Here is a 16,119-nt window from a genome sequence, read left to right as displayed (position 1 = left end):
TCCAGTTAAATTCACGATTACCAAATCAACTTATCCGGTTTGACCAGATACGGTCTGAGTCAGTTCATGAGACCGTATTTTTTCATTTTATTATGCAGGCTTTTTCGACTGATACCCAGCCGGTCTGCCGTTTCCTGTCGCTTCCATTTTTCCTGGACCAATGCTTCATGGATCAGTTTTTTTTCTTCCACCGAGATCAAGTCATCCAGGGCATCCTGTAGTTTGGCGCTTTTTCCTCTGACTTCGGTTTTGGCTTTTTCGCCCAGAGCTGGATAAACTTCGAGCAGGTTCTGGTCGGTCAACACATCGTCGTAAGAAAGCACCATTCCCCGCTGTATTACGTTTTCCAATTCGCGAATATTTCCCGGCCAGGAATAATCGCCCAAAAGGGCCATGCCCTTATCAGAAATCTTTTTGATCTGTTTGCCAAACTTTTCATTGTAAAGTTCAAGAAAATGTTGAACCAGTAATGGGATGTCTTCCCTTCTCTCTCTAAGTGGAGGGACCTGGAAGGAAACCACGTTTAACCGATAGAATAAATCCGCACGAAATTCTTCCTGGTCGACTGCACTCTGCAGATCCTTGTTGGTTGCTGCGATAACCCGGGTGTCGACCTTGATGGATTCCTCTCCTCCAAGCCGTTCGATCTCACGTTCCTGTAAAGCCCTCAAAATTTTCATCTGGGTGGTTGCAGGCATATCCCCGATTTCATCAAGAAACAGTGTTCCGCCTTCCGCCAGTTCGAACTTGCCTCGCTTCATTTTATGAGCACCCGTGAACGCTCCTTTTTCATGACCGAAAAACTCAGCTTCAAGCAGGTCATGGGGCACGGCTGCACAATTGACTTTCACAAACGGTCCTTTTTTTACGGAGCTATTGGCGTGGATGGCGTGCGCTATCAGTTCTTTGCCAGTCCCAGACTCACCCAGAATTAAAACCGATACAGCGCTGGAGGATACTTTTTGAATTCGCTCGTTTATCTCCAGAATCGACTGGCTATTTCCGAGAATGGTTTCTGCTTTGGCTTTTTCACCAAGGTCACTTTTAAGATCGAGTATTTCAGCCTGTAACTGCCATCGCTCTACCGCACGCCGGATCACCATACGCATCTCGGAAATTTCAAAAGGTTTCGAAAAGAAATCGAATACGCCTTCTTCAATTGCATTCATAGCCAGTTCACGAGTTGAAAATGCAGTCATCAGGATCACCACAATGTCCCGGCACTTTTCACGGACCTTTCGAAAAGTTTCGAGTCCATTCATCCCCGGCATGTTGTAATCCACAAGGGCCACGCCCCAACCGGGTTCGTTTAAAAGTTCGAGCGCTTCCTCTCCACTGGCAGCGGTTCCAAAGGAATAACCTTCTTTTTTCATCGCTTCCGACAGGAAAAAACGCATGCTGTCCTCGTCGTCTACTATCAGGATTCGTGGTGATGCCATTGCCGGTCACGTTTCGTCAGGTGGATGGAGTCAGGGAGACATCCGATACAGACACATTGGAGGTCACCGGAAGTTCCACACAAAATGAGTTCATTCCATTGTTGCTTTCCAAATACAGTCGGCCCTTATGGGCATTTACTATTTGATTGGTAATGGCCAGACCCAACCCGGTTCCGTCTTTTTTTGTGGTGAAGAACGGGTCAAAAATACGTGATTTGATTTCGGGCTCAAGAGGAGGTCCACTATTGGACACGCGCAACAGAACATGATGAGAATCTTCTTCCGAAATATTTTCTGCACTGACCACTATTCTGCCGGATTCATCAACAGCCTGCGCAGCGTTTTGCAGCAGGTTGAGGAGGACTTGCACCAGTTGCCGTTTTTCACACTGGATTGCTGGCAACTCGTTCCCAATATTTTGCTGCAGGGTCACCGATTTGTTTTTTGAATTTAAGTTGGCAAGGGTCACCGCCTGGGCTACCAAATCCCGGATTGAGCAGGGGCCGGTCTGAGCTGAATCAGTTTGGGCAAAATCCAGAAGATGCGTCACCACTCCATTTAACCGGTCGATCTCTTTAATCATGGTTTGTGTGTAGGTACGCTCCGATGCACCATCTGGAAAAGCCTCGTCGAGCAATTGAGCCAGACCCTTGATGGCCCCGAGTGGATTTCGAACTTCATGCGCCATGCAGGCCGCGAGGGTTCCCATTGCCGCCAGCTTATCCGTCCGTTGCATTTGATCGGAGATTTCCTGAGAGCGGGTCAGGTCCTTGAAAGTGATCGCCACCCCAAGGGTTTCTTCGTTGAGGTCTTTGAGCAGGGTGGTGGTGAATGAAAGCGTTACCGGCCGACCATCAGAAGTGACAATGTTCAGTTTCCGGCCTACAGAAACCGGTTGACCTTTAAGGGTGCGGGAAACCAGAGGGATTAAATCCTCCTCCATTTGCACAGACTTGGAAAGAGCTTCAAAAGGTTTGCCAATGAATTCATTGGCTTTCAAACCCAGGATTAATTCCGCACCAGGATTAAGTGAAGCAATGCGTCCTGATTTTGCCATCAACACCCAGCCCCAGGCCATACTGTCGACCAGATTTTGCCTCAATGAAGAAAGTGCCATTCGAAACTCATTCCCAACGTCCCCCAGGTCTTCCAGACCAGGGATATCCCCGGAAGGGTTTTCCCAATCGCCTTTTGCTGCTTCCCTTGTTTCTCTAATCATTCGTTTTAACGGTTTTAAAATTGCGTATGCGACTCCAATTCCTGCGGCCACACCCAATACAGAAAAAGCCAGAACTTCAATTCGTATCCAGCCCATGGCCTCGTCGACCCCCGCTTTTGTCGGAACATTGCCTCCAAGAAAATGTTCAACGATAATGAGGGCTATAAATCCCGAGGCGAATGCAGTGAGGCCAAACACCACGGGCAGGATCACCAGCAAACTTGGGGTAAGACGCTTGGTGAAGAGAAATCGTATCCAACTCCGGTATGTTTCTGGCTTGCTTTTCATTTTGGTGTGCCAGTCGTACGAAGGAAGTTGCTTCCTTTTCCGGGATCAATCAATAAAGGTTACCCGGTCGAGTTCTTCCAGTGTGGTGATTCCGGAAAGGACTTTGCTCAATCCGTCATCTCTCAGGGTTTCCATCTGTTGTGTCTCAATTGCCTTTTCCCTTATTTTCATTGGCGGTGCTTTTTCCAGAATCAATTCCCGCATTGCATCCGTTACCTGCAGAACTTCAAAAATTCCAATACGGCCACTGTATCCACTTTTTCGACAAGCCCGACAGCCTTGTCCTCTATAAAGAATCAATGGTTTCTCAGGAGGTGCATCCAAATTCAGGCGAGGCAGGTCTTCCGGGCTGACTTCATAACTTTCCTTGCAATGTTTGCAAATTTTCCGGACCAGCCTTTGCGCCAGTACACCGGTGAGGGAAGAAGCCAGGAGAAAAGGTTCGATCCCAAGATCCCCAAGGCGCGACAAGGCTCCCGGGGCATCATTGGTGTGCAGGGTACTGAACACAAGATGACCCGTTAGTGCGGCCTGAATTGCAATTTCGGAAGTTTCCTGATCCCGGATTTCACCGACCATCATGATGTCCGGATCCTGGCGCATCAGGGACCGTAGTCCTGTAGCAAAGGTGATATTGGCCTTGGGGTTGACCTGAGTCTGACGAATACCATCGAGACGGTATTCCACCGGGTCTTCAATGGTTTTGATGTTAACGTTTGGTTTATTGAGTTGGGTCAACGCTGCGTAAAGTGTTGTGGTTTTGCCGCTACCGGTTGGTCCTGTGACCAGGATGACCCCGAATGGGTTTTTCAGCATAGCCTGGAATTTTTCGCGACCCCGGTTCACCAACCCAAGATCATCCAGCTGAAGTAAAAGTTTACTGCGATCGAGTATACGCAGGACTACATTTTCACCCCAGATAGTCGGGCAGGCGGAGACTCTCATCTCGATTTCCTTGCCGCCGACCTTCATTGAAAAACCACCGTCCTGCGGGGCCCGGGTTTCGGCAATATCCATATTGGCCATGACCTTCACGCGTGAGATCAAGGCGGACTCAACACTTTTTGGCGGATTGGTCGCTTCAAAGAGAACACCGTCAATGCGATATCGGATGCGCAAAGCATTCTCACCGGGTTCAATATGGATATCACTCGCATTATCGTCCAGAGCCTGTCGAATGATCACTTCAACCAGGCGCGCGACCGGGGCTTCGGCATCCTGCCCGGGTAAAGTGGTGGGACCCGCTTTAACGGCGGCCTTTGCCTGTTCCCGTCTCATGTCGGCTAGTCCCAGACTTTTCACGGCGGCTTGAATGGAGGCCGCGACCCCGTAATATTCCTGGATGCCTTTATCAATATCCGCCTCCGACGTGATCATCACGTCGACTTCCATACCGGCCTGGATGGTGACTTGGTCAATCGCAAACAAGTTCAGTGGGTTGGCCATGGCAAGTTGCAACCGTCCATTTTTAATTGCAATCGGTAACACCTTATGTCGACGGGCAACATTCTCTTTTACTTTGCTCAACGCATCCTGTCCTGCATTCACGTCTTGCAGGTCGACAATGGGGACTCCCAGCTGTTTTGACAAACTTTCCAACAATTCATCTTCGGTCAGGTAACGTTTCTGGAGCAGAATTTTTCCCAGTTGGATCCCGGTTTTCTTTTGCTCTGAAAGCGCTTCCATCAATTGCTTTTCAGTGATGGCTCCCGCTTTGATGAGAACGTCACCCAGTTTTAATTTTTCCCGAATGGCCATATAAGGTGTCCTGGACCTTGGCAATAAAATTTCATTTTTTTGGGCAATAAGGCAGCCCATTTTTTTTGAGTTAACGGTTACCCGTAAGTCCTCTATAATACATCTAAATCAATAAATTTCAAATACTTAAAGGGATGGTTCCTGGCAGCGATGGGCATGGATCCCTTTGTGAAACAAGGGGCTAGGTATGGTTGGCCTTGGGAGGGTTTTCAGCTTCAAAAAACACCGGAATTAATTCTGAAATTTATAATTGCTTCTCAAATTTAGTGGTCCTATTTTAATTATGAAACCCAGCGGAAACCCGAATTTTTTAACCCTATTGATGGTATCTTGCGTTGAAGCGCTTAAAACAAACAAATTGATCAAAAAAGTTAAATAGTGATTTAGAAGATTATACCTTTCACCCGATTATTCATTTCTTTCAACAGCCGTCGTTTTGGAAATTTCCAGCTCAAAGACGAAGTCCGAATACCTGATTTATTTTGTGGCCATTTTAATTGCCATGCTGATTTTTTATATTGATTTCAGTGTGGAGCTTGGAGTGGCAGTAGGTGTGTCGTATGTTGCAGTCATTTTGATTGGGTTCTGGGCTCGTAATCGATCCGTCATTATTCAATTGGCGGTTTTTTGCACAATTCTCACTCTACTGGGTTGGTGGATTTCGCCTGATGGGGGTGAGGCCTGGAAAGTAATGTCCAACCGGTGCCTGTCTTTATTCGCCATCTGGGTGACTGGTTTTTTATGTTTTATTCAGCAAACAAAAGAAGATCAGCTTCTCGAGTCTCAATTCCGTCTCGGCACCATTTTTAATTCAGTTCCAGCAATGATCTGGTACAAGGATCCTCAAAACCGGATTTTAAAGGTCAATCAGTTTGGTGCAGACTTAATGGGTATTTCCGCAAAAGACATTGAAGGCCATAGCATGGCAGAGTTTTTTCCTGGTGAGGCCGATGATTGCCACCTGAGCGATCTTGAGGTTATTCGGACTGGAAAACCAAAATTCGGGTTGGTAGGGGAATGGAAAACGAAAAAAGGTTTGCGATGGTTGAGGACGGACAAGGTTCCATTCCGGGAAAAGAATGGGGAGGTGATAGGTGTCATCCTGTTTTCAGAAGATATTACTGATAGCCGGAAATCGCAGGAACAGCTTGCGCTCATGTATACAGCCATTGAACAGAGCCATACTGCGGTTATGATTTCTGATAATCAAGGCCGTATCGAATATGTCAATCCAAGCTTTTGTGACAACACAGGATATTCACGGGATGAAATAATTGGCAAATCGACAGGGATATTAAAATCAGGGGAGCACCCGAAAGAGTTTTACACTAGATTATGGAAGACGCTTAAGTCTGGAGAAATATGGCGCGGGGAGTTTATCAATCGAACCAAGACAGGAACTTTGTACCCCGAATTGGTAACCATTCACCCTATTCGGAATTACAAAGGTAAGATCACGCACTTTGTCTGGGTCCGGATTGATGATGTCGAACGTCGTCAAACCATGCGTCAACTTCAGAAGTATGCCAGGGAACTGGCGCGTAGCAATAAGGATCTTGATGAATTTGCTTCGATCGCGTCACACGATATTCAGGAACCCCTCCGAAAAATTATCTCCTTTGGCGAAAAGCTATCTGCCGGTTATAGCTCTGTTTTGGATGAACGTGGCATAAATTATCTGAACCGGATGGTCGACGCTGCCGGCCGTCTAAGAAATCTGGTTCGTGACCTGATTGGATTGTCCCGTGTAAGCCGGGATGTGAGGACTTTTGCCCCGGTTGATTTAAACCAGATCCTTGGGGAAGTGTTAGTGGATCTGGAATTCACTATCGAAGAAACTGAAGCAGTTGTTGAAAAAAAGCCGCTGCCTTCAATTGAGGGAAATCGTGCACAGTTGTACCAGTTGTTTCAAAACCTGGTGAGCAACGCTCTTAAGTTTCACAAGAAGCATTCCCAGCCACAAATCTCCATTTCCTGTAAACAACAGGAAAAAGGGGAGGTTGAAATCGAAATCCGGGACCAGGGAATCGGGTTTGATGAAAAATACCTTGATAAAATTTTCAAACCATTTGAACGGCTCCATACCGTGCTGGATGGGTATACCGGCTCTGGAATCGGTCTTGCGCTTTGTCGTAAAATTGTAAACGCCCATGGCGGCAGTATTTCAGCCACCAGCCAGCCTGGGAAAGGAGCTGTTTTTAAGGTGAAGCTTCCGGAAAAACAAAAGTTCATGTCAAATCCTATCCCGGAAGACTTGCTGTAAACTGATCTCTTATTTTTCAAGCGGGATGAATTCGCCGTCTGATTCCCTTATAATGCATCCTCGTGTTTTCCCCAATGCCAAAAGGCACCCTCGAAGAACATGAACTTTTTTCCATTCCCGTTTTTTTCGGGAAAATCCACTAAACAAATTGAGACTGGCTGTAAATGAATTTTGAACAAGCCCTAAAAGAACGAATTTTAATTCTGGATGGTGCCATGGGCACCATGGTGCAAAACCTGGAAGTGACCGATGCTACCTTTGGCGGGTCCCTGTTCAGGATGTTGACTGACCTGCTCACCTTCGCACGTCCGGATGACCTCAAAGGCATCCACCGAGCCTATCTTGATGCTGGTGCCAACATTTTAGAGACCAATACGTTTGGGGCCTCCCCCCTGAGGTTGAGGGAATTTGACTGGGCTCATTTTGACCCAGCCGATCTCCAATCGATTCCTGATGGCCTTGACCTTAGAAAAGGAGAGCTTGCCGAGATCACTCGGCATATCAATGCGCAGGCCTGTCAGATTGCACAGCAGGCTGTGGAAGAGTACAAGGCGAGTCCTGATTATGACGGTCGTCCGCTGTTTGTAGCCGGGTCGATGGGGCCCTCCAACTGTGTGTTATCGAGCACCGAAGCCAATCTCACCCGCACCACTTGGGACGAAGTGGTGGAGAACAATCGATTGCAAGTCGCCGGGTTGCTGGAAGGCGGGGCTGATCTGCTGCTCATCGAAACGCAGCAGGATATTCTGGAAACGAAGGCAACTCTGGTGGGGGCGCGACGGGCATTCAAAGAGGCGGGAAGGTCTATCCCGATACAGGTGCAGGTCACGGTCGATGTTTTCTCCAAGATGCAAATCTTCAACACCGACATCCTGGCGGCATACACCACTGTTGCTCCGATGAAACCGACGGTCTTCGGTATTAACTGTAATGTCGGTCCGGAAGAAATGCTTAAATCTGTCGAAATTCTCAGCCGCTACAGCAGCATCCCTTTTTCCATCGTTCCCAATGCGGGTCAGCCCATTTCTGAAGACGGAAAAACCTGTTACAAGCTCGAACCGGAAGCCATGGCGGAAATCATGGAACCCTTCGCCAGCAAGTATGGGGCTGCAGTTCTTGGTGGATGTTGTGGCACCAGTCCGGCACATATCCGGTGCCTGGCGGATATGGTGAGAGGGTTGTCGCCCGTTGAGCGCCAGGCGGAACCAGGGGTCTGGATTTCCGGCCCACAAAATGCCATTCCCCTCGACAGCTCCAAAAACCTCATTCGTATAGGCGAGCGCCTCAATGTTCGTGGCAGTAAAAAAGTGCGTGAAGCGGTCGAACGTGAAGGCGATATGATTTTTGAAGATCTCGAATCGGTGACACATGAGCAGGTCGACGATCTTGGCATTGAAGTTATCGATGTGTGTATGGACAGCAACATTGTAGAAACTGAAAAAGTGTTGCCGCAGGTGATTTATCATCTCACCTCCGATTTCAAAGGGGCCATGTGCCTCGATTCATTTTCAGTAGAGGCGCTGGTCAAGGGGCTCGAATCCTATCCGGGGCGACCCATCCTGAATTCCATCAGCCTGGAAGATTATGAAGAGGGTGTCAGCAAACTCGATGCGGTGCTTTCGAAGACGGCTGAGCATCACCCGCTATACATCGCTCTGGTCAACGGACCCAAGGGCCCTGCCATTACGCGACAGGAAAAATACGATCTGGCGAAGGAAATTGTTGAGCGTTCCCAAAATGATTATGAGGTAGGACCCGACGAACTGATCATTGATGTGAATGCGTATCCCATCGGTAGTGAATCAGAGGAAGGCGTGAACTTTGCCCTGGAATCGCTGGAAAGCATCCCGATGATCAAGGCGATCCATCCTGATTTGAAAACTTCCATTGGTGTTGGAAACCTGACCAACGGCCTTGCTCAGAAACCGTATATGCGGATGGTGCTGACCTCGGTGTTTTTGCACGAGGGGCGTGAGCGCGGGTTGGATTGTGCCATTCTCAACCCGAACCATTATGTTCCGGTAGAAAGCCTCACAGAGTCCGATGTGGCCCTGGCCCGTAAGGTGATCCTTGAGCGTGACATGGCAGCGTTCGAAGAACTCGAAGAAATTGCCTTGCGCAAGAAGACGGGGAAGGTTCAGAAGAAACAGAACTACGATGATCTTGATCTTGAAGCCAGAATTTGCAGAAAGATCATGGACGGTTTCAAACAGAAACAGCAAGGCGTGGTCGAAAGAGAGGGTTGGACTTACGAGTATAAGGACAAGATTGTAACGGAAGCGGCAAAGGTGTTGGACCGGCACGAACCGCTGGATTTTGTCGGCAACCATCTCATGAAAACCATGCGTGAGCTGGGAGACCGTTTTGGTCGAGGCGAAGTCAGCCTGCCGCACCTTTTAAAGAGCGCCGATGTTATGCGACATGTTATGGGTTTTTTAGAAGCCTGGATGCGGCACCTGAGCGGTGCGGAACCGGGATCCGTCATCGATTACAAAGGAACGGTGGTGATTGGCACGGTGTTTCAGGATGTCCACAGTATTGGCAAAGACCTCGCCAAAACCCTGCTCGACAATTATGGTTATCGCACCATCGACCTTGGTGTACAGGTGCCGCTGGAGCAATTCATCGAAACGGCGAGGCAGGAAAAGGCCGACGCGATAGGAATGAGCGCTCTTCTGGTGCAGACCTCCAACCACATGATCACCGTTTCCCGGATGCTCGAAGAGCAGATGTTTGACATTCCTGTGTTGATTGGGGGCGCTCCGGTCAACGATCGCCACGCGGGTTACGTTGCCATGTTCGGTCAGGCCAGCATCGATCGCCTGCGTCCCAATGTTTTTTACTGTGAAAGCGGGATGGATGGTGTGAATACCATGAACGCCCTGATGAATCCCGGGCAGCGCGACTCGCTGCTTGAGAAAAACCGGGAGGACCTGGTCCGCCACTACCAGCGCGCGAAAGGATTGGCTGAGGATAAAAAGAAGCTGTTCGAATCCCTGCCGCGTCGGCAGGTGGATCTGAAAAAGTATCAGGCCCCCAGTGATGGGGTCGGTTTTCATAAGATTGAATTCCGCCTGGAGAAACTGAAACCGGAGATGGATACCAAGAGTTTGTTTTCGCTCAACTGGAAATTCGGCAAACAGTCTTCCTGGAAAACCAAGGGGGTTGAGCTGGAGGATCTTAAAAAACTGCAAGAGGATTGGATAAAAAAAGCGGACGAGAACCAGTGGATTTGTCCCCAGGCCCGTTTTGCGCTTTTACCGGCACAGTCAGAGGGTGACGAACTGATCGTCTACGACCCGAAAGACCTTTCGCGAGTGCTTGGGCGTTTTAGCTGGACGGTTTGTCTCGGTCGCGGCAAGAAAGGCAAGCAGGACACCTTTTCTGTTGCGCAGTATTTTCATTCCAGGGAATCGGGATTGATGGATATGGTGGGAGTCCAAATCACAACCGCAGGAAGCAACCTGGAAGGCGCCGTACGCCGCTTTAAAGAAGATAGCGACACGGAATCCGCTCTTTATCTTCAGGGTTTGGGCGACCGGGTGGCCGAGGATCTCGCTGAGTACTGTCATCAGTTGCAAAAGCAAAGGATCGGGAGAGCCAAATCGAAAGATGGCCAGCGTTATAGCCCCGGTTACCCGGCGATTGAAAACCTGGTCAATAATAAGGTGTTGTTTGAAATTTTGAAGCCGGAAGATCTGGGTATCTCCCTTACCGATGCTAATGAATTTGACCCACCCAGCACCACCGGCGCTATCATCTGCTTTCATCCTGAGGCTGGATATTCTTAAATCCAGCGCTAGTTAAAAAGCCTGAAAGCTTTTTGTTCTATATAATTGCCTGAAATTAGAATCAGGGGGTAATAAGCAGGATAGTGAGAAAAAAGGGGCCGGAGCTTGTTTTACGAGTCATTACATCTTATTAACTGAAAACAAATCGATTAAGTCATTTCTCGAGTAATCCGTTAAACAGGGTAGAGTCAAGGTTGAAAATGGTAATAAAAAATGCCATCTTCCGGCCCTCGAAACGGGGTAAAAATTTTTTCATAATTTATTGAAAAATAAAGAGTTTTGTGATAGCTTACGTTAAAATTTAAAAACTTGTAAATTGACCTCGGTTTGCTAGAATACGAAATGGGCCTCCAGAGGTGGGTTTCTGCGGCATTTGTGGTGCCGGCAAGAGCCTCGGGGGACCAAATCATGCATCCTTCTAAAACGGGAAGTTGAGGCCATGTTTAAACGATTTACCGAGAGAGCGCGAAGAGTCATCATCCTTGCAAGGGAAGAGGCTGAATTATACAGGCATGAGTATTTAGGGACCGAGCATATTCTGCAAGGTATCATCAAGGATGGCGGAGGGATTGCGGTTGCATTGCTCCAAAAGTCTGGTGTTGATCTGAATCAGATAAAATCTGAGCTCGAAAAAAACCTTCCGCGAAGTTCAAATTCCCTGGTGATTGGGGATATTCCATTTACTTCACGTGCCAAAAAGGTTCTGGAGTTTGCGGTTGAAGAGGCTCGTTCCCTGAATCACAACTATATAGGCACCGAGCATCTGTTGCTTGGTTTGTTGAAAGAGAAAGAAGGGGTCGCCTGCCGTGTATTGAACGGATTTGGAATGTACTTTGATGACGTCAAGGAAAAGCTCGAGGAGATGTTCCGCGAGCCATCCGAAGCCACGCGGGAAGCAGGTAAAACACCGACGCTTGACGAATTCAGTCGCGACCTGACCGCCATGGCCATGCAGGGCAAGCTGGATCCAATCATCGGCCGTAGTAAGGAAATTGAGCGGGTCATTCAGATTCTGAGTCGTCGTACCAAAAACAACCCTGTTCTGATTGGTGAGCCGGGTGTTGGTAAGACGGCTATCGTTGAGGGGCTGGCGCAGCTTATTATTGAGCGTGAGGTTCCAGATTCTCTCTTCGATAAGCGGGTGGTTTCCCTGGATCTTGGTTCGTTGATTGCTGGAACCAAGTATCGAGGTCAGTTTGAGGCCCGGCTCAAGGGGATCATGAAGGAGATCATTCAGAATGAGAGCGTCATTCTGTTTATCGATGAATTGCACACTCTGGTTGGTGCGGGAGCGGCGGAAGGTTCTGTCGATGCTTCTAATATGCTGAAGCCGGCGCTGTCTCGTGGTGAGATTCAGTGTATTGGCGCGACTACCCTCGAAGAATATCGAAAATACATCGAGAAAAATGGTGCGTTGGAAAGGCGTTTTCAGCCAATAGTGGTTAATCCACCTTCGGTTGAGGAGACCATCGATATCATCAATGGCCTGAAGGTGCCTTACGAAGTGCATCACAAGGTTAAGATCAGTGAGGATTCGATCAAAACAGCCGTCCGCTTTGCAGATCGCTACATCAGTGACCGTTTTCTGCCTGATAAGGCGATCGATGTTATTGATGAGGCCGGGTCGCGGGTCCGGCTTAAAAAGCACACCCAGTCACCGGATATGCGGAAGATCCAGCGTGAGATCGATGCGGTGGTGCGCGAAAAGAAAATTCGTATTGAAAATCAGGAATTTGAAAAAGCGGTTGAGTTGCGTGACAAGGAAGAGGAGTTGCGCGCTGCGCAGGACGCTGAAAAAACCAAGTGGGAGCAGGAAAACCAGATTGAAGAGCCCACGATTTCGGAAGAGGATATCGCCGCTGTTGTTTCCAGTATGACCGGTATCCCGCTCAACCGAATTGAAGAAAAGGAGTCAACGCGTCTTATTAATATGGCGGAAGAGCTTGCCGGTAAGGTTGTGGGTCAGCCTACCGCGGTGGAAGCGATCTCCAAGGCCATACGTCGTTCGCGATCAGGCCTTAAGGACCTCAAGCGCCCCATTGGTTGCTTCCTGTTTCTTGGTCCCACCGGTGTTGGGAAGACTGAGCTTGCGGGAGCACTGGCCGAGTTCATGTTTGGCCAGCGCGATGCGCTGATCCGTCTTGACATGTCTGAGTACATGGAGAAATTCAATGTCTCTCGTTTGACCGGTGCGCCTCCTGGATATGTCGGCTATGAAGAGGGCGGTCAGTTGACGGAAAAAGTCCGTCGCAAGCCATATTCAGTGGTTCTGTTTGATGAAATTGAAAAGGCCAACTCTGATGTTTTTCATCTCCTGTTGCAGATCATGGATGATGGTCGATTGACCGACAGTTATGGTCGCGTGATTGACTTCAAAAACACCGTTATTATCCTCACATCCAACATCAGTTCAAAAATGCTGGATAAGGGGTCCATGGGTTTTCATTCAGGTGAGGAGGACCTCAGTTTTGAAAAAATGGAAAAAGATCTCAAGCAGGATTTGAGAAAAATGTTCAACCCGGAATTCTTGAACCGGTTGAGCGATACCATCGTGTTCAAACCTTTGAGCCTGGAATCGGTTACCAAAATCCTGGATATTCAAATTCAGTTGCTTAATGAGCAGTTGATTCAGCAGGGTTTGACTATTGACATGACCGAAGATGCCAAAAAATGGTTGGCTGAGAAGGGCTACGATAGAAATTTTGGGGCGCGTCCCTTGCGGCGGGCTATCCAAAAACACCTCGAAGATGTGCTTTCGGATGAAATGCTTAAGGGGAGGTTCAAAAATGGCGGAGTCATTGAAGTGAGTCTGTCTGGAGACGAGCTGTCCTTTGCAGAGAAATCCGGAGCGCTCAACCCGGTCCCCTGATTTTTCAGGGGCTGTGCCCTGGGGGGTTCCTGTTTACAGCAAAAAACTAAGTTATTGAGTTGTTAGGACTTACGGTTCCAACACTTGATGCTTTTTTTTGCCTTTTTTTAGAATTGAAGAAATTTGGCTCTAACTCTATTAAAATCAATTAGTTCCAGCCGATCGGCCGTTATGGGCCGCCTGCCCTTTCTTTGTCTTTTTCTGATCCTTTCCTGTGTGACCTTTTTAGTGGGTGAAGTTTCCGCCCAGGGGTTAGGAGGGTTCTCTGCAGAATCAGACAAGATTGTCCGTGCGGTAAAAATTCGTGGAAACGACAGGATTGACTCCGCCACCATTCTTTATTACATCAAAACGCGGGAAGACGAGCCGTTGAGGAAGTCAACGGTGCGTCGTGATATCGAACAGATTTTCAGTTTGGGTCAATTCAAGGATATCAAGGTGGAGACCCGTCCTCTTGAAGACGGGGTAGAAGTGATTTACGTGGTTGAAGAGATTCCTTCGATCGGTGATGTGTCTTTTGTCGGGAATACCCAGGTCGAAAACAAGGACCTGCGAAAAGCGATTTCTCTCAAGCGTGGAGCAACTTTTAAAGAACACCTGGTGCAGGACACAGTTGAGAAGGTGAAGGGGGTTTATGAGGAAAAAGGTTATTTCTTCGCTGAGTCCCGGGTGACAACCACTGCCTCCCGTGAAGGGATTGTGAATGTCACAGTTCATATCAAGGAAGGTGAAAAAGTAAGCATCGAAGAAATTCGTTTCAAGGGAAACAAATCGATCGATGCGGATGACCTGGAAGACCAGATGGAAACAGAATCAGAAACGTTTCTGTCTTTTCTGGATGAATCGGGGATTTACAAGAAAGATATATTAAAACTCGACCTGCTCAGGATTGAAGCCTATTACCAGGATCATGGTTTCGTCAAGGTTCGCGTTCTGGACCCCAAGATAGATATTAATCGAAAAGAAAAAGCGATTTACATTACGATTCCTGTGCAGGAAGGGCCGCAGTACAGGGTTGGTAAGATCAAAGTAACGGAAGACGACACTTATTCAGAAGAAGAGTTGCTGTCAGTTGTTAAGCTGAAGCCTGGCGATATCTATGATATTTCCAAACTTCGCAAAGACATCATCACGATCACGGATCTTTACTCGGCGCGTGGATACGCCTACGCTGACGTTTTGCCTGATACCAAGCTGGACGATCAGAAAAAGCTGGTTGATCTTGAGGTTAAGGTAAATCGGGGGCGCAAGGTTTATGTCGGTGAAATCAATATAGCGGGAAATACCAAGACCCGCGACAACGTGATCCGACGTGAATTCCGGATTCAGGAAGGACAGTTGTTTGACAGCCTGGCTTTGAAACGCACCAAACAGCGTATCAATAACCTTCAGTTTTTTGAAGACGTAAAAATTGATACCCATCGAGGTAAAGAATCGGACCTGATCGATATCAACACGACAGTGACCGAACGGCCTACCGGTTCCCTGTCGCTCGGAGCGGGTTTCAGTTCAGTTGAGAATTTTATATTCAACGCTTCAATCACCCAGGACAATCTGTTTGGTCGGGGACAACGTCTAAACTTTTCCACGGATCTTTCGTCTCGACGCACAAATTTCAATCTGAACTTCACCGATCCGAGGATTTTTGATTCCACCATTTCCCTGGGTGTTGATTTATTTAGCCGACAATCCAATTCCTTCAGTTTTGAACAGCTGAGTACAGGTGCCGGGCTAAGGTTCGGGAAATCGCTCGGGGAATATAACTGGGTTGGGCTGGCCTATCAGTTCCAGGAAGTTGAAGTAACTAATATTCAGGCGATTGATATCAGCAGCGACTTCCGAAACGGTACATTCACGACCAGTCGTATACAGCCGACATTGATCCGGGATACCCGAGACAACTTTTTAAACCCTTCAAATGGCCAGAGGCATGTGCTACGCTTTGATGTGGCTGGCGGTGTTCTCGGTGGTTCGGACTTCATTAAATCCAGTTATGAAGTGTCCTATTACTACCCTCTTATAGAAAAACTGGTGTTCGCTGCCCACGCTGAAATCAAGATTGGCGATGGTTATAACAACCAGGAATTGCCGCTATTTGAGCGCTATTTTATGGGAGGTGCCAGCTCTCTACGTGGTTTTACTATTCAGGAGGTAGGACCGAGAAACTCAGTGGGTAGCGTGCTCGGTGGTGACCAGTCTTTATTGTTTAACCTGGAACTTCAGTATCCCATCACAAATGAGTTCCGGTTGTTTGGGTTTTACGACCGCGGTAATGTTTATGGCAGCGGATTCGATATCAGCCGGACTGCCGAAGTGATTGATATCGGCGAGATGCGTCACAGTACTGGCGCAGGTGTCCGTTTCCTAAGTCCCTTTGGGCCGATCGGCGTCGCCTACGGTTTCAAACTTGATCAGCGCACGGGTGAATCCTCAGGTGAATTCCACTTCTCTGCAGGAAGCGCATTCTAAAAAAATCTGTTAAATCTACGAGG

Annotated in this window: 7 protein-coding genes; 4 read left to right on the top strand and 3 right to left on the bottom strand. The window is 48.1% G+C overall.

Annotation, left to right across the window (positions count from 1 at the left end; translation table 11 throughout):
- Positions 1-59: 59 nt before the first annotated feature.
- From G3M70_04350 to cpaF, 3 genes are read right to left on the bottom strand one after another with little or no spacing between them, the layout of a single operon-like run.
- Positions 60-1,439 (bottom strand): sigma-54-dependent Fis family transcriptional regulator, encoded by a 1,380-nt coding sequence (locus tag G3M70_04350; GenBank protein QPJ61159.1) that lies wholly within the window; start codon positions 1,437-1,439, stop codon positions 60-62.
- A gap of 16 nt (positions 1,440-1,455) precedes the next feature.
- Positions 1,456-2,946, bottom strand: coding sequence for a PAS domain S-box protein (locus G3M70_04345; protein ID QPJ61158.1), 1,491 nt, complete (start codon positions 2,944-2,946; stop codon positions 1,456-1,458).
- 45 nt (positions 2,947-2,991) lie between these two features.
- Positions 2,992-4,704 carry a Flp pilus assembly complex ATPase component gene (gene cpaF / locus G3M70_04340; protein QPJ61157.1) on the bottom strand — a complete coding sequence of 571 codons (1,713 nt, stop codon included), beginning with the start codon at positions 4,702-4,704 and terminating at the stop codon, positions 2,992-2,994.
- Between the two features lie 484 nt (positions 4,705-5,188).
- On the opposite strand from cpaF, the gene G3M70_04335 reads away from it, so the two are divergent.
- The 4 genes from G3M70_04335 to bamA all read left to right on the top strand — a co-directional run bounded on the left by G3M70_04335 (position 5,189) and on the right by bamA (position 16,096).
- Positions 5,189-6,967 carry a PAS domain S-box protein gene (locus G3M70_04335; GenBank protein QPJ61156.1) on the top strand — a complete coding sequence of 593 codons (1,779 nt, stop codon included), beginning with the start codon at positions 5,189-5,191 and terminating at the stop codon, positions 6,965-6,967.
- A gap of 164 nt (positions 6,968-7,131) precedes the next feature.
- Positions 7,132-10,758: a dihydropteroate synthase gene (locus G3M70_04330; protein ID QPJ61155.1), complete on the top strand. Its 3,627-nt coding sequence runs from the start codon at positions 7,132-7,134 to the stop codon at positions 10,756-10,758.
- A 439-nt stretch (positions 10,759-11,197) separates the two neighbouring features.
- The gene (locus G3M70_04325) at positions 11,198-13,627 is read left to right on the top strand and encodes an ATP-dependent Clp protease ATP-binding subunit (protein ID QPJ61154.1); all 2,430 of its coding nucleotides are present in this window, start codon (positions 11,198-11,200) and stop codon (positions 13,625-13,627) included.
- A gap of 171 nt (positions 13,628-13,798) precedes the next feature.
- The gene (gene bamA / locus G3M70_04320; protein ID QPJ61153.1) at positions 13,799-16,096 is read left to right on the top strand and encodes an outer membrane protein assembly factor BamA; all 2,298 of its coding nucleotides are present in this window, start codon (positions 13,799-13,801) and stop codon (positions 16,094-16,096) included.
- Positions 16,097-16,119 lie beyond the last annotated feature (23 nt).

Source organism: Candidatus Nitronauta litoralis (assembly GCA_015698285.1).
GTDB classification, from domain to species: domain Bacteria; phylum Nitrospinota; class Nitrospinia; order Nitrospinales; family Nitrospinaceae; genus Nitronauta; species Nitronauta litoralis.
Note: the sequence above shows the minus strand (reverse complement) of the source record. Positions and strands in the feature narration are given on the sequence as shown.

Excerpts from the sequence above, each read along its gene's own strand:
- G3M70_04350 (QPJ61159.1), bottom strand. The coding sequence starts at position 1,439 with ATGGCATCACCACGAATCCTGATAGTAGACGACGAGGACAGCATGCGT.
- G3M70_04345 (QPJ61158.1), bottom strand. The coding sequence starts at position 2,946 with ATGAAAAGCAAGCCAGAAACATACCGGAGTTGGATACGATTTCTCTTC.
- cpaF (QPJ61157.1), bottom strand. The coding sequence starts at position 4,704 with ATGGCCATTCGGGAAAAATTAAAACTGGGTGACGTTCTCATCAAAGCG.
- G3M70_04330 (QPJ61155.1), top strand. The coding sequence starts at position 7,132 with ATGAATTTTGAACAAGCCCTAAAAGAACGAATTTTAATTCTGGATGGT.
- G3M70_04325 (QPJ61154.1), top strand. The coding sequence starts at position 11,198 with ATGTTTAAACGATTTACCGAGAGAGCGCGAAGAGTCATCATCCTTGCA.
- bamA (QPJ61153.1), top strand. The coding sequence starts at position 13,799 with ATGGGCCGCCTGCCCTTTCTTTGTCTTTTTCTGATCCTTTCCTGTGTG.